17 protein-coding genes are annotated in these 18,650 nt (G+C 64.3%); 3 read left to right on the plus strand and 14 right to left on the minus strand.

Features of this window, described 5'->3' with window-relative positions:
* The 13 genes from ACJ8FR_RS05480 to ACJ8FR_RS05540 form a co-directional block, all read right to left on the minus strand.
* Nucleotides 1-786: a WecB/TagA/CpsF family glycosyltransferase gene (locus tag ACJ8FR_RS05480; RefSeq protein ID WP_407827613.1), complete on the minus strand. Its 786-nt coding sequence runs from the start codon at nt 784-786 to the stop codon at nt 1-3.
* Nucleotides 787-845: 59 nt separating this feature from the next.
* Entirely contained in the window at nt 846-1,934 is a 1,089-nt protein-coding gene (locus ACJ8FR_RS05485; protein ID WP_407827614.1) for a Gfo/Idh/MocA family protein, read from the minus strand.
* Between the two features lie 122 nt (nt 1,935-2,056).
* Nucleotides 2,057-2,245 (minus strand): hypothetical protein, encoded by a 189-nt coding sequence (locus tag ACJ8FR_RS05490; RefSeq protein WP_407827615.1) that lies wholly within the window; start codon nt 2,243-2,245, stop codon nt 2,057-2,059.
* Between the two features lie 315 nt (nt 2,246-2,560).
* The gene (gene asnB, locus ACJ8FR_RS05495) at nt 2,561-4,477 is read right to left on the minus strand and encodes an asparagine synthase (glutamine-hydrolyzing) (protein ID WP_407827616.1); all 1,917 of its coding nucleotides are present in this window, start codon (nt 4,475-4,477) and stop codon (nt 2,561-2,563) included.
* Nucleotides 4,478-4,539: 62 nt separating this feature from the next.
* Nucleotides 4,540-5,568, minus strand: coding sequence for a glycosyltransferase family 2 protein (locus tag ACJ8FR_RS05500; RefSeq protein ID WP_407827617.1), 1,029 nt, complete (start codon nt 5,566-5,568; stop codon nt 4,540-4,542).
* A 122-nt stretch (nt 5,569-5,690) separates the two neighbouring features.
* On the minus strand, nt 5,691-6,716 hold the full coding sequence (virB11, locus tag ACJ8FR_RS05505; protein WP_407827618.1) for a P-type DNA transfer ATPase VirB11: 1,026 nt from the start codon (nt 6,714-6,716) through the stop codon (nt 5,691-5,693).
* Complete coding sequence (locus ACJ8FR_RS05510; RefSeq protein WP_407827619.1) at nt 6,713-7,888, minus strand: TrbI/VirB10 family protein; 1,176 nt, start codon at nt 7,886-7,888, stop codon at nt 6,713-6,715. The genes virB11 and ACJ8FR_RS05510 overlap by 4 nt, the downstream gene beginning before the upstream one ends.
* On the minus strand, nt 7,888-8,775 hold the full coding sequence (locus ACJ8FR_RS05515; protein ID WP_407827620.1) for a TrbG/VirB9 family P-type conjugative transfer protein: 888 nt from the start codon (nt 8,773-8,775) through the stop codon (nt 7,888-7,890). The genes ACJ8FR_RS05510 and ACJ8FR_RS05515 overlap by 1 nt, the downstream gene beginning before the upstream one ends.
* Nucleotides 8,772-9,962 carry a type IV secretion system protein gene (locus ACJ8FR_RS05520; protein ID WP_407827621.1) on the minus strand — a complete coding sequence of 397 codons (1,191 nt, stop codon included), beginning with the start codon at nt 9,960-9,962 and terminating at the stop codon, nt 8,772-8,774. The genes ACJ8FR_RS05515 and ACJ8FR_RS05520 overlap by 4 nt, the downstream gene beginning before the upstream one ends.
* Nucleotides 9,959-12,367 carry a VirB4 family type IV secretion/conjugal transfer ATPase gene (locus ACJ8FR_RS05525; RefSeq protein WP_407827622.1) on the minus strand — a complete coding sequence of 803 codons (2,409 nt, stop codon included), beginning with the start codon at nt 12,365-12,367 and terminating at the stop codon, nt 9,959-9,961. Before ACJ8FR_RS05525 ends, ACJ8FR_RS05520 begins: the two co-directional genes overlap by 4 nt.
* A 17-nt stretch (nt 12,368-12,384) precedes the next feature.
* Nucleotides 12,385-12,666, minus strand: a complete 282-nt coding sequence (locus tag ACJ8FR_RS05530) for a type IV secretion system protein VirB3 (protein WP_407827623.1) — start codon at nt 12,664-12,666, stop codon at nt 12,385-12,387.
* A gap of 3 nt (nt 12,667-12,669) precedes the next feature.
* Nucleotides 12,670-12,969, minus strand: coding sequence for a TrbC/VirB2 family protein (locus ACJ8FR_RS05535; protein WP_407827624.1), 300 nt, complete (start codon nt 12,967-12,969; stop codon nt 12,670-12,672).
* A complete protein-coding gene (locus tag ACJ8FR_RS05540) occupies nt 12,966-13,514 on the minus strand; it encodes a lytic transglycosylase domain-containing protein (protein ID WP_407827625.1) in 549 nt (182 codons plus the stop codon). Before ACJ8FR_RS05540 ends, ACJ8FR_RS05535 begins: the two co-directional genes overlap by 4 nt.
* Nucleotides 13,515-13,921: 407 nt before the next feature.
* Here ACJ8FR_RS05540 and ACJ8FR_RS05545 point away from each other — a divergent pair, with 407 nt between their 5' ends.
* From ACJ8FR_RS05545 to ACJ8FR_RS05555, 3 genes are all read left to right on the plus strand, one after another.
* On the plus strand, nt 13,922-15,349 hold the full coding sequence (locus tag ACJ8FR_RS05545) for a mannose-1-phosphate guanylyltransferase/mannose-6-phosphate isomerase (RefSeq protein ID WP_407827626.1): 1,428 nt from the start codon (nt 13,922-13,924) through the stop codon (nt 15,347-15,349).
* 72 nt (nt 15,350-15,421) lie between these two features.
* Nucleotides 15,422-16,393 (plus strand): glucokinase, encoded by a 972-nt coding sequence (gene glk, locus ACJ8FR_RS05550; RefSeq protein ID WP_407827627.1) that lies wholly within the window; start codon nt 15,422-15,424, stop codon nt 16,391-16,393.
* Between the two features lie 143 nt (nt 16,394-16,536).
* The gene (locus tag ACJ8FR_RS05555; RefSeq protein ID WP_407827628.1) at nt 16,537-17,640 is read left to right on the plus strand and encodes a 6-phosphofructokinase; all 1,104 of its coding nucleotides are present in this window, start codon (nt 16,537-16,539) and stop codon (nt 17,638-17,640) included.
* 4 nt (nt 17,641-17,644) lie between these two features.
* Here ACJ8FR_RS05555 and ACJ8FR_RS05560 read toward each other — a convergent pair whose 3' ends face one another.
* Entirely contained in the window at nt 17,645-18,649 is a 1,005-nt protein-coding gene (locus tag ACJ8FR_RS05560; protein WP_407827629.1) for a glycoside hydrolase family 5 protein, read from the minus strand.
* Between the last annotated feature and the right edge of the window lies 1 nt (nt 18,650).

Raw genomic sequence — 18,650 nt, forward strand, 5'->3', positions numbered from 1 at the left:
TCAGCTCCCGTTGATTGCCGCCGCACAGGTCGAGGCATCCGCATCCACAACCGGCGACGTGAAGGGCGGCGGCCGGTACAAGCCGAACCGGTCGAGAAGTACTAGCCAGAAAAACTCGAGCGTTCGGGTATATCGCCGCCAGTAACGCCGCGGCTCGGTCGCCATGCGATAGACCCACTCTAGGCCGTTGCGGGTCATCCAGCCCGGTGCGCGCCCGACAGCCTCGGCCTCGTAGTCGATCGTAGCCCCGACCCCCATGTAAACCTTCACTCCAGGCAGGCGCGAGCGATGACGATTGATCCAGATTTCCTGTTTCGGCGCGCCGAGTCCGACGATCAGGCAAGTCGCCTTGGAAGCATTGATCATGTCGACGACGTCGGCGGTCTCTTGGACATCTTTGACGAAATTGAACGAAGGACCGTGCGCACCTACCACGATCTCGCGGCCAGCGAGCCGATTGATGCGTTCGCGTGCCATCTGTGCGACGCCAGGGCGTGCGCCGAGCAGAAAAATGGTGACACCGGGGTTTGCCGCATGGTGGCGCCAGTAGGCCGGGACGATATCCGATCCGGAAGATTTCTGCTTGATGGGGCGGCCGAGGAAGCCGAGCGCCCAGTAGACATATTTGCTGTCAGACGAGACCAGCGCCGCATTGCGGTAGGCAGCGGCGAAATCCGCGTTACGCTGGAGCCAGTAGAGATGGTCTGGGTTGAGAGTGAACAACATTCCCTCGTCAAGCTGCTCGACGAGCTCCTGAACGGTCAGGCTGTCGACCCACGCGTTCAAGATCCGCGATCGGTGCCAGCGTCGTTCACCGGCCCTTCGCTGCTGCACATTCGTCTGCATCAGCGGCTGAAGACGCGCCCGAGGAGGGACTTCGGCGAGCTGGCAGAAGGGGTGGCTTGCTTGGCCAGCTGGGGCGCCGCTGCCGTGTGTTCGATCATTTCAATGGTGAGGTCGGTCTGCGCGGCAGACGCGAAGTCATTGCGTTGCGACTCCCTGCCGGCGATCGCTCCGCCGAATGCTTCCAGCTGCGCGCTATACTCCTCGCCGCGAAGGTAAAAGCTGACTGGCGGTGTGAGGTCGGTAATATGCTTGATCGTCCAGCCCTCCCGATAGCCCTCCGGCGACTTGCCCTTACCGCTGAGGAAGAGCTGCAACTCGGTGCGGTCGACGTAAAGCTTGCCTGCCTCGCCCCAAATCGACACCTTGGTTGTCATCTTCCTGACCGACGGATCGGACCAATCGACGCAAACCTGCCCCATCGTACCATCCCGAAATTGCAGTAGAGCGTGCGTTTGGTCTTCAACCTCAGCGCTGAAATGCCGCGTCAGTGACGCCCCGAGACAGCCGACCGGCGACCCGAACATCCAGTTCAGAAGATTGATCGGGTGCGCGGCATAATCATGAAGACACCCTCCCCCCTGCCCGGCCTTGCCCCGCCAAGTCGGCTTGGTGCGCCGCAGCACGACCGGACCGTAGGATTCCGCCAGCGCGTGGCTGATCTTGCCGAGCGCTCCGCCGGACAGCAGACGGGCGGCCTCCGCGAACGTGCCGACGTAGCGGTTATGATAGCCGACTTGCCCAACCACGCCCTTCTTCGCCGCCAGTTCCGCCAGTTCGCGACTCGCGGCGGCATCGAGCGTCAGCGGCTTTTCGGCGAAAACATGCAATCCGCGGTCGAGCGCTTTGCGGATCATCGGCTCGTGGGCAATGCTGGGGGTTGCGATCAGGACCGCGTCGAGCGCCTCGAGGGCCAGCACCTCGTCGTAGTCGTTGAAGGCCTTGAGACCCGTTGCCTTACTCAAAACGGCAGTGACGAGCTTGGAGTTATCGCACGCGGCAACAACCTCGAAATCATCAAGCGCATTCGCAATGCTGAGGTGAGACAGGCCCATTTTGCCCAGGCCGATGACGGCCGACCGAATTGTCACGAAAAATTCCTCACGAACTGCCGCTGACGGGGATGCTAGACTGGTCGGGAAGGATCAACTAGCGGAAAGGGGGCAGTCTCGCGATGAAACGCCTCGCTGCTCATGAAGAGTTAACCGGGAACTCAGCCCATCGATTTCTCGCCGAGCAATCGAGCCGGAATGCCAACGGCAGTCGCGCTCATCGGCACGTCGATCGTGACTACGGCGTTGGCGCCAATCCTCGCGTGATCCCCGATGGTGACCGGCCCTAATCTTGGCTCCGGCGCCGACGTCCACATGTCCACCGAGGCGCGGTACGCCGGCCCCCGCATGTCCGAGGGTGACTTGTTGGAACAACAAACAATTCGGACCGACTTCAACGTCCGGGTGGATAACGATGCCGTTCGGGTGTGGGATGAGCAATCCGTCCGCAATGCGGCAGTTCAAGGGGATGTCCGCCCCGGTAACGACGGACCAAAATCGATGCCGAAGCAGAGATAGCCTCATCCGCAGCCAAAAACCCTTATCACGCGCCCGCTGATAGTCGCGGATGCTTCGGATCAGCGCCCTGGATGGGTCCCATGACCGTGCCGCGGCCTGTTCCCGGCTCCAATCCGGCACGCTGGCCGAAACCTCTGTGGGATTAGTCAAAGGCTCTCCATCTCAGGGCCCCCACAACTGACACCGTTGATCGAGGACCAGTGCAGCAGTGAAAATAGGGCCCAGGGCCGTGTCCAATATATAGCGCCGGGTCGGTCGAGAAACCGCTTCCAAATTTTCGCGACTTCGCCTGAGCGCAGTCCGAGCGCAGCGCACTTTTGGCCATCGAGAAGGTCAGCCTCGATAAGTTGGCGGAGCGGGCCGCGCATCCAACTGTCCATCGGAAACTCGAACCCGCGCTTTGGCCGAGCGAAGAATCTATCGGGCAGTACAGCCTTGCTCTGCCGACGCAGCAGGCGCTTCTCGCCGATCGGCAAGTAGCGGTCTTCGTCGCTGAGGCCGGCAAGGGCGTCCGAAAGGAAGGTATCGACCAAAGGAACCCGCAGCTCGATCGAATGTGCCATGCTGACGCTGTCCATGTCCCGCAGCAGTCGGTCCCCTAAATACATTTCCGATTCAAGTGCGGTTACCGCGCGAAGCGTCGACAGCGGGGAGATCTGACAACTCAAATCGCACGCACGTTCCTCCTCAACTCCCCAAGGTGTCAGTTCATCGGCGTTGATGAGCAGACGCCGAATGGTGCCCGTGCTGAAAAGGGCATATTGAGTTTGGTACATTTGGTCCAAAGCACCGAAACCGCGACCGAGCTGCCCCGCCTTAGAGGCCGGTCGAAGCTGCTGCAGTGCGTAGCCGGCAATCCGTGCGGCCAACCTGCTGCCCGGTACTCTCATCAGCGGCTCGCCGCGCATGGCTCGCCGGAAAGAGGTGTAGCCGCCGGCGAGTTCGTCGCCCCCGGCTCCGGATAGCGCGACCTTGAAGCCCAACCGTGCGGCTTCGCGGCAGACGAACCAGCTGTTGATCCCATCGAAGCTAGGCTGGTCGAGCGCAGCCACAGCGTCGCTGAGGTGGCTGACAATTCGCGCGGCAGAAAGTTCAACAACATGATGTCGGCTACCGATAGCCGTAGCAGCTGACGCGGCGAAGCGGCTCTCGTCGGAGGCCGAAACGTCGAATGCGACCGATAGTGTTTCGAGGTCGCCCGCCTGCGCCGCCGCGGCGGCTGCAACGGCGGTTGAATCTACACCACCCGAAAGGAACACCACCTTGGGTACGTCGGCGATCAAGTGGAGCTTGACCGTCTCGGTTATGAGCCGGTCCGCTTCCTCCGCACTAATGGGGTCGCCCGTCGCAAGACTCGAGCCGATGCGCCAAAACCGCTCAAACCTGGGCGTAAAATGATGCTCGTCGATAATGGCGTAGCAGCCGCGAGGTACGTCTTTGACCTGAGTCCAGATTGTGTGTGGCCCGGGCATGAACCCGTTCCACAAATACTGCCCGATCCGACCCGCATCCGTGCGACGGTCAGCAAAACCGCCTTCCACGAGTGCGCGCCCTTCGGATGCAAAGGCCAGCGCCGGTCGCCCATCTGTGCCGGCGAAACTGGCCCAGTAGAGTGGCTTGATGCCGTAACCGTCGCGGGCCAATATAGCTCGCCCCTTGCGTGGATCGACAAGGACGATTGCGAACATCCCCCGCAGTCGGGCAAAAACGTCGACCCCCCAGAGGTCGTAGCCGTGTAATATGACCTCGGTATCGCCGTTCGTGACAAACCGCGCCCCGGCCGCCTCGAGCTCCGCCCGCAAACTTTGAAAATTGTAGATTTCGCCGTTGAAAACCAGCGTCGTACCTGTGGCCGGGCTGATCATCGGCTCCGCTGCGATCGACCGTAAGTCGATGATGGACAGGCGACGATGGCAGAGCACCGCGCCGAACGAAGCTCCCACCTGCCAAGTCCATGAACCCGCATCGTCTGGGCCGCGATGGCGCAATCGGTTGCTCATCGCCTCACAAGCTTGACGATCGCTTGGACGAAGCGCTCCAATAGCTCCGGCTATGCCGCACATGCGCTGTCAGCCTCGATCGAGCGCGACCACGCCGTCCGCGAGCGTTGACCCTAATTGATTCATCATTGGGTCGGCGACACAGGGCGCGCGACCTGACGGCGTCGCCTTTCCCAAATTTCGTCCGCTTCCGCGTTAAACAGGGCCGAGGCTCGCGCTTTCCCGCGGGTCAGCATCGCGCGATGATAGCGACGTAGATACTGGCGAAACCCGTGGTCATTGTACCGCGGGAGCCCCTTCAACCAAGCCCTTCCGTATCCACAGAGCAGCGTCAAGCTACCGATCACAGCCGGTCTGTGTCCGACGCCGTGGACTGCCTTTCCGAGCACGAACGACGGCGCAGCGCCCATGAACCAATAACCCTCCCCTAGCCGCATGCGGCCAGTCAGGATACCGCGGTCGCTTGAGCCCATCGGTCGAAGATGAATGAATCGAAGCTCGGCGTCATCAATCGACTTCGACCGCCACCCCAACATTCGTCCGCGATAACAATCGATCCCGTCCCAGATAAGACCCTTCACTAGGCCGCCGATGTCCTCAAGGAAGGTCCGACGGTAGAACTTTGAGGCTCCAACGGACACGTCATCGGCGATGCGCTCGCTCTTCAGCTCGCCGGAGTCTTCGCCGCCGACCCTGAAGTAGGGCTTGCCCGAGATAGAGCCCAGGCGCTCGTCCCGCGCCATCTCCTCGAGCAGACGCTCGAAGTAGCGTGGCGGCAGGATGAGGTCGACGTCGAGCTTGCAGACGAACTCCGATGGATGATCGCCCAGCAGCTCGAGGCCGATGTTGAACACCTCGACCACGCCACCGCCGAGAGCACGACGTCCGCGGTTGGCACGGGAGTAAACTTCAATGAAGTCATACTTCGCGGAATATTCCGACACAATACGAGCGGTCGCGTCCTCCGAGCCGTCGTCGATGATGATCCACCGCTTGGGCAGCACAGTTTGGGCGAGCACCGAATCCAGCGTCTCTCTGATATATTCCGCTTCGTTGCGTGCCGGGCTGATCAGGCAATAATCGCGGAGAGACTTGGCGCCGTGGTCGGACCAAACCGCAGGGGTGCTACTGAGATTGTCGCTAGAACCAGCCATTGCTCTTTTGAGTTTAGCAGCCGGCCGCCGACGCTCACAACAGCAACTTTGGGCCTGTCCCTCTGCGGAGCATGGATGGCCCTGTAGCTCCGGCAAGTTGCGGAGTCTCCGCGGGAAGCGCCCTAAGCCGCGCGCAGCTTGTCCAGCGCACCGCGCAGCGTGGTCTCGCGAGGTTCGCTGCGCGCAGACAGCTCCTCGATCGCGACGATCTTGCGCTCGGCGCCGTCGCGGCCGAGCTGGACCACGACGTCGATGACCGAACGGGCGTAATCGATCGTCTCGGCGCGCGAGAGGCCGAGGCCCGACTGCATCACCATCAGCGCCAGCTGCTCGAGAGCCCCGCTCGCCGAATTCGCATGAATCGTGCTGAACGATCCGGGGTGACCGGTGTTGACGGCGCGCAGGAAGCTGACTGCTTCCTTGCCGCGCAGCTCACCGAGCAGGATGCGGTCGGGGCGCAAGCGCAGCGCGGCCTGGAGCAAATCGTCGGTGTTGACCAACGCCTCGCCAAGCTCGCCCTTGACCGCAATCAGGCCGAGGTCGTTGGGGCCGTGGAGCTGCACTTCCGCCGTATCCTCGACCACGATCACGCGCTCTTCGGCCGGGACTTCGCGCAGCAACGCGTTGAGGAATGTGGTCTTGCCCGTCGAGGTACCGCCGCTGATCAGAATTGTCTTCCGCTCGACGACGGCTTCGCGCAGGAAGCCGATCGGATCAGCTTCAGGCGAGCATCCCGCAGCCTTTTGCAAGGGCTGAAGGGGCCCGTTGCCATAAGCTTCGAGTGGCATGTCGAGCAGGCAGTGGCGCCGGATCGCGAGCGCCCAATGGGCCCGTGTTGCCGTTGGTGCGACGAACTGGACGCGCGCGCCGTTTGGAAGCATCGCGGCAAGCAGCGGCCGCTCGCGACTGATCCCCTGGTTACTGACCCGCGCGACCTGTTCGGCGAGGCGCTGCAGCAATGCGTCGTCGACCGCCGGCGTCTCGTGGCGGGTCATCTTCCCGCGCTGCTCGATCCAGACCTCGCCGGGGCGATTGACGAGCAGCTCGGTGACGTCCGCCGCGGCAAGCCAGCCGCGAAACGGCTCGAGATAGGCCTCGAGGAATGGATCGATCCCGTCGTCGCGCTGCGGCTCGTCGGCCTTGCTCATCCCGTTGACCCGTCATCGGCCGAAAAGATGAGGTCGCGGGCGGTGAAGACGCGGATCGGCTCGCCTTGGCGGACCTTGATCGTCGGACCGCGATTGCCGCTGCTCTGGATTGCGGCCGACGCGGCGTTCTGCCCGGCTCCGGACACGATCACGGTTCCTGCACCAGCGGAGGCGAGCGTGCTTGCACTACCGAGGATTGACAGCAGGATCGCCGATCCGAAGCGGGAGAAGAAGTGGCTGTTCACCTGACCGCCAATGCCGGCCTGGCCGGAGAAATCGGCGGCGGGCGACGCGAGCGCGATCGACACGCCGTCGGGGCGCACAAGCCGGGTCCACATCAGATAGGCGCGGCGCTGGCCGGCCTGGGTCGCGCCTTTATATTCGCCGATCAGCCGCGACGAGCGCGGGATCAACACTCGGCTGCCGTCGAATGACTTGATGTCCTGGCTGACCACGGCGCGGGCATAGCCGGGGACATCGGTATCGATGGCCGTCTCGAGGACCGCCGGGATGAGCGTTCCCTGGATCACAGTACTTGCCGGTTCGGCGAGACGCGTCGAGTGCACCGACGTATTCTCGCTGGCAAAGCCACGTCCCGGCGCCGCTCCGGCGAGCAAGCTGGGGGCGCCGTCAGCGTCGCGGGGGCTGTTGGGCCCAGCCGCGACCGTCAGGCCGGGGGCCGATCCCCCGTCATAGACCAGGACGGGAGAGGCGGGCGGCGACATGCCAGACATCGCGCCCGTCCGCGGCATTTGAGCGGTGCCGGGAACGGCACCCGGCTCGGCGTTGGTCGCAAGCGTCGAGGGCGGCATGACCATCGCCTTGCCGGCGGCGGCCGGCATCGGCAGGCCGGGCTGCGTCTGTGCCCCTGTCGCGGGCGCTGCCGCCGGGCTGGTGGAGGCGTGGCGGCTGGAGCTCAGCGAAACGAAGGTCGCGCAGCCCAGCACCAGCGCGATCGCACCGCCGGCGGCGAGGCCGACACTGTCGCGGCGTGTCTTGCGGGTCGCGACGATCGGGTAAGCATTGTGGCTGGCGATGACCAGCGCCTGCTCGCTGAGCTCGAGCCGCGGATCCGTCGCCGGCACAGCGACCGGAAGAGGTGGACGCAGCGAATCGTCCCAGGGACCACGGACAGTGTTGCCGGTGGCTTCGATGGTTGCTCGAGTGGTCATTAGCGGCCGTCCGTGAGTTTGTCGGAGTAGAGCGCGGTCAGATTGGCGAGCCTGACCGCCCTGCCCTGCGACGGTGGCGGAGCGCTCGGCGTCACTTGCGTGGCCGCCACGCGCTGGGCGAAGTCACTTGGCGGGGTCGCCGCCGGCGCAGCAGGCGCGGGCACGATGCGCCGCGATGTCCACAGCACCGCCATGCGATTGCCGTAGCGCAGCACCATGTTCTGCGGGATCGGGCTGACGACAATATATTCGCCGCTCATCCGATAGCTCAGCGGCCCTTCCTTGCGGTCCTCGGTGACGGTCAGGATTGCCGGAAGCGGAACGTCGCGGTTCCACGACAGATAGACCGCGGCGCCGTCGTCGAACACGCGCGACGGGACCAGCTTGCCATAACCCTTGCTCCGCCAATCGAAATGCAGCTTGTCGGCGACCATCGTCGTCGAGGGTGGCGCGGCGGCGACGGCAAGCTGTGGGGCTGACTGCCCCGGCTTCGCCTCAGCCTCCGGCGGCTTCTCGTTCCGATAGGTGAATTTCAGGGCGTAGACCGGGGTGGTCCACTTATCGCCCGCGACCAGGTCGAACATGTAGGTGCGGCGGTCGGTGACCACCGTCATGTTGGTCCGGGTGCGCGGCGCCAGCGGCTTGACGAACACCAGGCTGGCGCGGTGGTTCGGCGTGATCTGCCAGGCGTTGGAATCGCCGACCGCGATATTCTCAATCCGCTCGTCGGGCGCGAACTCGATCGTCGACTGGATCCCGGCCTTGCCGAGTATCTGGACGATGTGGTCCGGATCGTAAGGCAAAGAGCGAATGCGGGTGTCCGCGGCGGCGCTCATGCTCGTGCAGCCCAGCACCGCCAAAGCGGCAAAACTAACCTTGCGGATCATCGAAACATTTCTCGCGAATGAGGAGTGGCTGCACCGGCGACGCGGTGGTGGAGATAACGAAGCTGGTTGCGCGCATCGTTGGGTCCCGCAAGCGCCGGCCGCGGTGCCGGCGCTGCGATGGCAGCGAGCGCCGCGCCACTGGTCAGCAGCCGATGGCTCGAACTGCTGTTTTCAAGACTGGCGACCGTGCTGCGGACGCGCTCCGAGGCCACGGCCGTCGCAGGCGCGGCGGACGCGGCAGGGTTGAGCGGACGTTCCTGGTGAGCCGACAGGGCCGCACCCATGTGCGCCTGGGCGAGTGCCTGCGCGCGGCCCATCCGCCAGCCCTTCGTGAGCGATGCGGCGACCTTGAACACGACCAGCATCAGGGCGACGTAGATGATGGACGCGACGAGGATGGACACGGCGCTGCGCAGTGAGATCTCGGCGCCGCCTTCGCCAAGGCCGGCGACCATCGGCGAGATCGCGACCAGCGCGCCGCTGCCCATGATCACTGTCAACAGCGGCACCAGCGCGAACATCGCGACGCTCTTGAGCCAGCCTTCGAACAGGCCGCGCGTGCCGTCGAACAGCGCCAGCACAATGAATATGGGGCCGAGGATCAACAGCGCAGCGAGCGCAAGCCGGCAGACAACGAGGACGCCGACGGTTCCGAGCAGCAGGATCAGCCCGGCAATCGACAGGATATTGGCCGGCGAGGCCATCGTCGGAACGGCCGCCGCTGCAGGCATGCCGGGCGCAGCGGCTGCGGCCGGCGTAATTGCGCTCGCGGCATCGGTGATCGCGGTGAACACGCCGTCGAGCTGCTGCGCAAAGATCGTCGTCGCGGAGCCCCTCGTGCCCACCAGCACGCTGGCGATTTCATCGGGGGCCCCCATCGCGAGGTTCCACACGACCGACTGGTAAGCGATCCATGAGGTCGCGAAGGTCAGCACTAGGCCGAGAGTCATCATCCGCGGAGTCAGCACCGACACACGGAGCGCCGACCTGCCGGTCAGGATGTTGAAGGCGAGGAGCGCAACATAGAGCGTGAGGATGATCGTCAACGCCGTCTGGAAGCTGCCGTGGGCACCGAACAGGCGGCCGAACGATACCGCCGTCGCATCGCTGGCCAGGCAGTCGACCTTCGACAGCGCGTCGGCGACCCCTGCGGGCCCGTCGGCGGTGAATGGCTGGCACTGAGTCATTCGGCGGCTTCCAGCCAGAAGTCGTCGCCGCTCGGCGGCGGGGAGCCGGGCCACGGGGCGCGCGTCAGCAGCGGGTACCAATTGGCAGGGTCGTCTCCGACCGAGGCGCGCAATTCGTCGAGGCGGCGGACGCTGGATTCGCGGCCCGAGAGCACCGTCAGCAGGTCGGGCATCCCATTGAGGTCGAGCCGGACGACGACCGAGCGGTTCGCCTGGCGCACCAGGAAGCAGCGGCTGTGCGCGGGCAGGCTGCGGATGAACTCGAGCTCCTGCGTGCTGAGGCCGAAGCCCTGGCAATAATGCTCCTCGCGCGCCTTGGTGTTGGGCATGAAAATCGCGGTCGCGGTCTGCTCGACGATGGCCGAGGCGATCGAGCTGTCGAGCGCATCTGCCGCCGATTGGGTAGCGAAGCCGATCATCGCGTTGCGCTTGCGCAGCGTCTTCATCCAGTTGCGGATGCGCGCGGCGAACATCGGGTCGTCAAGCGCCTTCCACGCCTCGTCGATCAGGATCATGGTAGGCTCGCCGTCGAGACGGTCCTCGATCCGGTGGAACAGGTAGAGCAGCACGGGCGTGCGCAGGCGACGGTCCTCGAGCAGCTCGGTCATGTCGAACCCGATCACCCGGCTGTCGAAGTCGAGCTCGTCCTCGCGATTGTCGAACAGCCATGCATGCTCGCCATCGAAGATCCATGGGTCGAGCCGCGACGGGAGGTCGCCCGCCTGAGGCCGGCGGCCGCCACCGAGCAGGTCGCGCATGAAGCGCAGGCGGCGCAGCTCCGCGCCGTGAGCGAAAATCTCGTCGATCGACTTGGCGATCGCGGTCTCTTCCTCGGCGCCGTTCGCTTGCAGGAGGTTGGCCAGCCATTCCCTGAGGAACGCCCGGTTCACTGCAGAGTCGGGCAGAGCGAGGGGATTGAATCCGGTCGCTCCGCCACGGGTGATCCGCTCATACCTGCCGCCGAGCGCGCGGAGGAAAATCTCCGAGCCGCGGTCCTTGTCGAACAGGATGGTGCGCGGCGCGAACTTTTGCGCCTGCGCCGCGAGGAAGTTCAGAACGACGGTCTTGCCCGACCCGGAGGGGCCGATGATCGTGAAATTGCCGAGGTCGCCCTCGTGGAAGTTGAAGAAATAAGGCGTGGCGCTCGTGGTCTCGAGGACCGTGACCGCTTCTCCCCAGTGATTGCCGGTCGCGCGGCCCATCGGGAAGCCGTGCAGCGAAATGAACCCGGCCGCATTCGAGCTGGAGATCAACGCCCGACGGACGACATATTGCTCGTTGCCCGGGAACTGACCCCAGAAGGCGGGCTCGAGATTGACGTCTTCGCGCACCGCGACCGCGCCGATATCGGCAAGGGCCGCCGCAGCCTCCGCGGTCGCGGCTTCGAGCGTCTCGGGCGAGCCGCTCCGAACCAGCAGGCTCAAATGATGGTCGCCGAAGCTCAGCTGCCCGGCGCCGACGGCGTCGCGCGCTGCGAGCATTTCGGCCCGCTCGGTCGCCGCGCCCTCGTCCGCGCTCTTCAGCCGGCGGAGCGACAAGTCGATGCGCTCGCGCGCGGTCTGGCGCTCGATCGGCGCAAAGCTCTCGGTGATCACCAGCTCGTGCGGCACTCTCAGCAGCGAATCGAGCAGGCCGGCGCGGCTCGCGTCCGGATATTCCTTGATGCCGAGGATACTGGCGAAGCCGCGCTGGGCGGGCCCGCGAATCTCGAGCACGTCGAGACCGAAGCTGACGCGCGAATAAGGGATGTGCTGGCCGAGATCCTGCTCCGGGCGCGGAAGCAGCACCGGGCGGGTCTCGCCATTGTAGAGCGCCGAGAGCAGCTCCAGCGGCTCGGAAAAGACGCCGGTCTCGGTTTCATAGGTTCCGAGGATCCTCACGCCGTACGATTGGAGCGCCGCGGTCAGCGCCGCAGTTGCCGAATCGAGGTCCAGGGCTTCGGCGCCCGTCGGCGCGCCGGTCGGCTTCGCGCCAAGCTTGCTCAGCCGCTCTGGCAAGCCGGCCTTGCCGCGCGGCGGACGGATGACGATCGTCAGGAACTGCTCGTTGAGGAACATCCGGTCGTGATTGAGTTGCGCCGTCCAGCGGCGGTCGATCTCGGTCGACAACGGGTCGGGGTTGCGCGCGCCGAGGTCGACCTCGACGCGGCGGCGGATGAGGTGATGGTAGAGAACCGCTTTCGAATTGAGCGCGCTGCGCAGCACCACGTCGCGGACCGCGAGCAAATGGTTGAGGACATCGTCGTCCTCGGTTTCGAACGGAAAGCCGGCGAGGCGCATCGAGCGCATCAGCGAGCCGTCGCGCAGCCTCAGGGTCGAGGAGTCGACATGGCAGGCATAGGGCAGCCGGTCGCCGCCCCTGGCTTCCTTCTTCCCCCATGCTGCCGGTCCCAGCCATTTGGTCATGTTCGGCGCTTTCCCGCTCAAGGCGTGTAGCTGTTGCAGCCCCAGCGCTTCCAATTCCTGGTGCGCGGGCAACGGCTGACTTTGGTGATCCACAGATCGAAGATTCGGGGTTCGCGAAGGCAGGCGAAATAGCCGATCACATGCACCGCGACGGCGACCGGGATGGCGAGGTAGCTGCGAGTGATCAGGAACGCCTCGGTGGTCACCGCGGCATTGATCACGAAATAGCTGTAGGTCACGCCCGCGAACATCTGCGGGCGGGTCAGCGCGCGGAACACGGGCGATCTAGCGAGCGCCATGGATCAACCCGCCGCCGACTGAATTCCAGCGACGATGGTCCCGGCGCCGAACAGGATGAAGCAACCGATGATCACGGTCGCGCCGAAGCGCCAGTTCATCCGTCCGGTCAGCATCATGAAACCGACCATCGCGACCGCGATGACGGCGACCGCCGTGGCGACATTGCCGAGCAGCGTTCCCTGCAGCCACATCAAGGCGGCGACGATCGGCCCCGAGCCTTGCGGATTGACCTGCCCCGCGGCTGCCGCCGGCGCGCTAAGCGCGAGCAGCGGCAGGAGTGCGAGGCGGCGGTTCATGGTCATTGGCTTCCTCCGGTGGAAAATGAAATGTGACGAACAATCGACGCCACATAGGCCCGGGTCTCGGCAATCGCGGGGATGCCCCCGGCGCTGCGTACCCGGCCCGGGCCTGCGTTGTAAGCAGCGAGCGCCCTTTCGACATCGCCGTCGAACTGGTCGAGCAGCTGGCGCAGGTAGCGCGCGCCCCCGATCAAATTTGCCGCGGGGTCGGCAGGGTTGACGCCAAGATCGCGCGCCGTGCCTGGCATCAGTTGGGCCAGGCCGATCGCTCCCTTAGGCGAAATTGCCGAAGGATTCCAACGACTTTCTTGCCACACCAAAGCGGAGAGCAGTGTCGGGCTGAGGTTCGCTGAAACGGCGGCCTGGGTCAGGGCAGCGGCGAACTGCGGCGGAACCGGAGGCGGAGTGACATCGCTATACGCGTAAGCGGGAACGATTGGCTGGCCGTTCTGATCGACGGTCTTGTCGGACGCCGGGCTGACGACTTCCCATGTCGCCGCGCCAGACCCTTGGCGGACCGACACCGTGCCGTCCGAGGCAATGTCCATCACCTGCCCCTCAGCGGGAGTCGCGAACAGCGCCGCGGCGGCCGCTGCGGCTGCCGCGCCGAGGCTCAGCCTCGCACGAATTGATGCTGCTGTTCGCCACAGCCTGATTTCAAACAACAATTTCCCACCCCGGGCTTCCAGAGCCCTATTTGCACCTTGGCGGACGTTGGGGCGAGATAGTTAATATTTGTTTACGATAGACCGTTCTGGACGCCGACCAGACGCACTTTCTACTGGAAGGAAACTGTGGATAAACGGTTCGCTCCGAGCCTATCGAATTAAACGTAAAGTAAACGAACAGCGGTGATCCACCGCGGTTCGTTGCGGTGGCTGGCGGCGTGCGATAGATCACCCGCTGGCCAGACCGGCCGTAACATCTTCTCGGGAGGGGCTAAATCGTTCGTCCAGTGATCCTGTGTGGCGGCGCGGGGACGCGCCTGTGGCCGGTCTCGCGGCAGCTGTTTCCCAAGCAGCTGCTGCCTTTGATCGGCGATCAGTCCTTGCTCCAGCAGACCGCGGCGCGGCTGCCGGCGAAAGTCTTCGGTCCGGCGCTTATCGTCAGCGGCGAAGAGCAGCGTTTCTTCATCAAACGCCAACTCGAGGCTGTCGCCGCCCCCGTCGACGCGATCCTCCTCGAGCCGGCTGCGCGCAATACCTCGGCGGCGGCGGCGCTCGCCGCGGCGTGGCTCGACGCCAGCGGGCGCGACGAGCTCATGCTCGTCATGCCTTCGGATCATGTGATCGGCGACGCCGACGCGTTCATGGCCGCCGTGGCAATCGCCATCCCGCATGCCGAGAATGGCGCGATCGTCACCTTTGGCGCCAGGCCGACCGAACCGAACACCCAATATGGCTACATCGAAGCCGACACGTCCCAATCCTTCCCGGACGGCGCTTCCCCGATCGCCAGGTTTGTCGAAAAGCCCAGCGCGGCGAAGGCGGCCGAATATGTCGAGAGCGGCCGCTTCTTCTGGAACTCGGGCATTTTCCTGATGAAGCCATCCACCCTGCTCGACGAGATGCGCGAATTTCTGCCCGCGAGCCTCGAGGCGATCCTGAGGGCGGTCAAGGAGGCGCGTATCGACGGGCTGTTCGTCCGCCCGGCGGCCGCGGCGTTCGCCGAGGCCGACAATATCTCGATCGACCATGGCGTAATGGAGAAGACCGCGCGCGGCATCGTCGTGCCGGTCGAGATGCAATGGTCCGACGTCGGCGCATGGGACGCGGTGTGGAAGCTTAGTCCCAAGGACACCGAGGGCAACGCGATTCACGGTGACGTGGTCGCGCTCGACACGCGCAATTCGCTGCTGCGTTCGGACGGTCAGGCGATGATCGCGACGGTCGGGCTCGACCGCATGGCCGTGATCGCGGTGCGCGACGCGGTGTTCGTCGCGCCGATGGACCGTGTGTCGGAGGTCAAGGAACTCGTCGCCGGTCTCCAGCGCGAGGAGCGCGATTGCGTCCTGACGCCCCCCAAGGTGGCTCGGCCGTGGGGCTCATACGAGACGATCGGCGACGGCCCGCGCTTCCAGGTCAAGCACATCATCGTCGATCCGGGCGAGACGCTGTCGCTCCAGATGCACTTCCACCGATCCGAGCATTGGGTGGTCGTGCGCGGCTCGGCGCAAGTGACCGTTGGCGAGACGGTCTCGATCCTCCAGGAAAACCAGTCGACCCACATACCGGCCGGCACCCGCCACCGGCTCGCCAACCCGGGCAAAGTGCCGCTCGAGCTGGTCGAGATCCAATGCGGCCCATATCTCGGCGAAGACGATATTGTCCGGTTTGACGATCAATACGGGCGAGCTGGCGAGCCGCATGGCAAGAACGGCTGAGCCGCCTCAGCGGAGCAGAGACCATTTTAAAATGGTTCGCCCAAAGCTGAGCGGACCCGCACGGGAGACTTGATGGACCAGATCGTTACGGCCGACATCGGTGGAACCCACGCGCGATTTGCAATTGCGACGATCGATCGCGGACAGATCGTTGGGCTCGGCGATCCGGTCACCTTGAAAACGGCCGAGTTCGTGAGTTTTGAACGCGCCTGGGATGCCTTCGAAGAGCGTTCCGGAACGAAGCTTCCCGACAGGCTTTCGCTCGCCGTAGCGGCTCCGGTCGCCAACGATGAATTCTCGCTGACGAATAGCCATTGGCGGCTCAGCCGCGCACAAATCGTCTCGCAGCTTCAACTCAGCTCGCTTGTGCTGATCAACGACTTCGCCGCAGTAGCGCACGCGGTCTCTGCCATTGACCACGCAGGGCTCCTACACATCACCGGCCCGGATGAGCCGTTGCCGACAACCGGCGTGATCACGATCGTTGGTCCTGGAACCGGGCTCGGCGCAGCCTTGCTCGTGCGCGGAGGCGGACAAGATTATCACGTGATCGAGACGGAGGGCGGGCACATCGATTTCGCGCCGCTTGATTCCCTTGAAGACAGCATCGTCGCAGAGTTGAGAAAGAAATTCGGTCGAGTGTCGGTCGAGCGGCTCGTCTCGGGGCCGGGCCTGGTCAACATCTATGAAGTCCTGGGCAAGCTGGAGGGTCGAAGCGACTTAACTCGCGATGAGGCGACATTGTGGTCGATGGCGCTCGACCAGACCGATCAACTCGCGGCCATCGCGCTCGACCGGTTTTGCATGTGCATGGGTGCCGTCGCCGGAGACCTGGCGCTTGCGCACGGCGCCTCGGCGGTCGTGATCGGCGGCGGTGTCGGCAGGCGCCTCAGCCATCGATTGGGAAGCTCCGGATTTCCGAACCGCTTTGCCGCGAAGGGCCGTTTCGAGCGCCGCCTTGCAGCAACGCCGGTGAAGCTCATCACTAGTGCCGAGCCGGGGTTGCTCGGGGCCGCGGTGGCCTTCGCCCGAGAATTCCCCTGATGTCGCGCTCTGTCGGACGATCGAGCCTGACGAGCTATAGCCAAAGAACCGAAAATGCTGAATCCGAGGGCCGGCCCAGCTTCGGTCAATACATCGCCAATTAATCCTTCTGCTCAATCGGGCCAGAAGATAAGCGGGGTCGGATGAAACTAGGAATCCTCACGGGCGGCGGCGATGTGCCCGGCCTTAATCCATGCATCCGCTCGATCACCATGTCGGCTACCGACCTTGGCTGGGAAGTGCTCGGGTTCAAGCGCGGCTGGCAGGGCGTGTTGGACATCGACCCGGCCGATCTTGCCTCGGTCGACTATAATTCCCGACCGTTGACGCGGGAATCGGTGCGCGACATCCACCGCTTGGGCGGCACCATCCTTCATACGTCGAGACTTGACCCGCGAACCATCGGAACTGCGGACCGGACGGATCATGTTCTGGAGGTGCTCGAAGCGTTGGGCGTGGACGCACTGATCACCCTGGGCGGAGACGGGACTCTTCGCTTCTCGGCACATTTGTCGCGCCGGGGGTTTCCCATCGTCTCGATTCCCAAGACGATGGACAATGACGTGTTCGGGACGGACTATTCGATCGGCTTTTCGACGGCTGTCAGCCGCTCGGTCGAAGCGATCAACTCGCTCCGCACGACCGTCGAAAGTCATGAGAGAATCGGGATTGTTGAGCTGTTCGGCAGGCGCAGCGGGGAAACGGCGCTGCTCGCCGGCTTCCTGGCGCAGGTCGATCGCACGATCATCGCCGAGGTTCCCGTCGACCTCGATGTGCTGCTGCCGCTGCTGGCCAGGGACAAGTCCGAAAGCGGCGCCGGCTATGCCATGTGCGTGATCTCCGAAGGCGCGACGATCGCCGGGGACGAGCGCAACGGACAGGCCGACCGGTCCCTCCCCGGCAGCGATCGCGAGGAGGTGAGCGTCAGCCGCAGACTTGCGCAGCACATCAAAGCGAAGCTTGGGTTCGGGACAGTGGTTCAGGAGCTTGCTTACCTGATGCGCGCCGGCGAGCCAGACGCCGTGGACAGGATGGTTGGTCTCGCGTTCGGTGCTCTCGCCGTCCAACTCCTGTCCCGTGGCGAAACCGGGCGAATGGTCGCGTTGACCGGGGGGAACTACGACCACATGCCGATCGACACGTTGGAGCAAGGCAGCAAGTTCGTTGACGTGGACGCTCTCTACGATCCGACGCTTTACCGGGCGAAGCTGCAACGGATCCAGGGCATGCCGATGTTTCTCTACTAGGCTGCTAACACCCCCCGCCTGAGCGCGGCGGAATCAATGCATCCTTGATCGGCCGGACCCAGGCGTTGGCCTTCATGTCCCAGGCGATGAAGTCGCTGTCGAACTGCCAATAGGCCCAGCCGAAACCACGCCGTTCGGCCTGACAGCGCACGGCCGACGTATAGGCCACCCGCAGATCGGTCGGCGTCCCGCTCTTGTCATAGGCACCGAACTCGCCGAGCAGGATCGGCCTGTGGTTGGCGGCCGACCAGGCGGCGACCTCGTTGAAGTCGCTAGCCAGCGCCGCTCGATCTTTCTCGCTGCCCCAGGTGATGCCGTGGAGGTTCTTGGTTTCCTCGACCCAGCCTGCCCCCTGGTGCGTAAAGTGGAACGGCTCGTAATAATGGAACGTCACGAGCAGGTTGGCGTCATTCGGAAGCCTCAGCAGCGGCAGGTCCTTGAGGCTGTTCCAATGGCTCGGCCCCACCACCACGATCCGCGTTGGGTTGCTCTTGCGAACGATCGCCAGCTCGTGCGCAAACAGCACATTCCACGGCTCGCCGTTCAATTTGTCGTGCGGCTCATTCAGCAACTCGAAGGCGACGTTGCGCGGAGCCCGTGCAAAGCGCGGCGCGACCTGCTGCCAAAATGCCGACAGCTTGGTGCGGCAGCCATCTACGTCCGTCGAACATACGTCGAAATCATGCTCGTCAATGATGATCCCGAGACCCGCCGCCCGGGCACGGCTGACAACCTCGTCGAGCTTGGCCAGCCAGGCCGGTTCGAGCTTGTTCTGGGCATCCATATGCTTGAACGCCTGCAGGTTCAGGCGCACGAAATCGAAGCCGCCGCGGCGGATCTCCGTGAAATGGCGCCACTCGAAGCGGCGCTTGCTCTCGTCGTTCCAGTAGGGATCGTAGCCGAGCACGTTGACGCCGCGGTGGAAGGGCGACTGGAGGACAGTCGAGGGTTTTGCCGCCGCTGCCGATGCCCAAAGGGCCACGACGACAGCCAAAAATGCCTTCCACATC

Origin of the sequence: Sphingomonas sp. (assembly GCF_045810705.1) — a bacterium.
Taxonomy (GTDB): Bacteria; Pseudomonadota; Alphaproteobacteria; order Sphingomonadales; family Sphingomonadaceae; genus Sphingomicrobium.

Excerpts from the sequence above, each read along its gene's own strand:
- ACJ8FR_RS05510 (WP_407827619.1), bottom strand. The coding sequence starts at position 7,888 with ATGACCACTCGAGCAACCATCGAAGCCACCGGCAACACTGTCCGTGGT.
- ACJ8FR_RS05490 (WP_407827615.1), bottom strand. The coding sequence starts at position 2,245 with ATGCGGGGGCCGGCGTACCGCGCCTCGGTGGACATGTGGACGTCGGCG.
- ACJ8FR_RS05525 (WP_407827622.1), bottom strand. The coding sequence starts at position 12,367 with ATGACCAAATGGCTGGGACCGGCAGCATGGGGGAAGAAGGAAGCCAGG.
- ACJ8FR_RS05520 (WP_407827621.1), bottom strand. The coding sequence starts at position 9,962 with ATGACTCAGTGCCAGCCATTCACCGCCGACGGGCCCGCAGGGGTCGCC.
- ACJ8FR_RS05515 (WP_407827620.1), bottom strand. The coding sequence starts at position 8,775 with ATGATCCGCAAGGTTAGTTTTGCCGCTTTGGCGGTGCTGGGCTGCACG.
- virB11 (WP_407827618.1), bottom strand. The coding sequence starts at position 6,716 with ATGAGCAAGGCCGACGAGCCGCAGCGCGACGACGGGATCGATCCATTC.
- ACJ8FR_RS05530 (WP_407827623.1), bottom strand. The coding sequence starts at position 12,666 with ATGGCGCTCGCTAGATCGCCCGTGTTCCGCGCGCTGACCCGCCCGCAG.
- glk (WP_407827627.1), top strand. The coding sequence starts at position 15,422 with ATGGACCAGATCGTTACGGCCGACATCGGTGGAACCCACGCGCGATTT.
- asnB (WP_407827616.1), bottom strand. The coding sequence starts at position 4,477 with ATGTGCGGCATAGCCGGAGCTATTGGAGCGCTTCGTCCAAGCGATCGT.
- ACJ8FR_RS05540 (WP_407827625.1), bottom strand. The coding sequence starts at position 13,514 with ATGGACATTGCCTCGGACGGCACGGTGTCGGTCCGCCAAGGGTCTGGC.
- ACJ8FR_RS05555 (WP_407827628.1), top strand. The coding sequence starts at position 16,537 with ATGAAACTAGGAATCCTCACGGGCGGCGGCGATGTGCCCGGCCTTAAT.
- ACJ8FR_RS05500 (WP_407827617.1), bottom strand. The coding sequence starts at position 5,568 with ATGGCTGGTTCTAGCGACAATCTCAGTAGCACCCCTGCGGTTTGGTCC.
- ACJ8FR_RS05535 (WP_407827624.1), bottom strand. The coding sequence starts at position 12,969 with ATGACCATGAACCGCCGCCTCGCACTCCTGCCGCTGCTCGCGCTTAGC.
- ACJ8FR_RS05560 (WP_407827629.1), bottom strand. The coding sequence starts at position 18,649 with ATGTGGAAGGCATTTTTGGCTGTCGTCGTGGCCCTTTGGGCATCGGCA.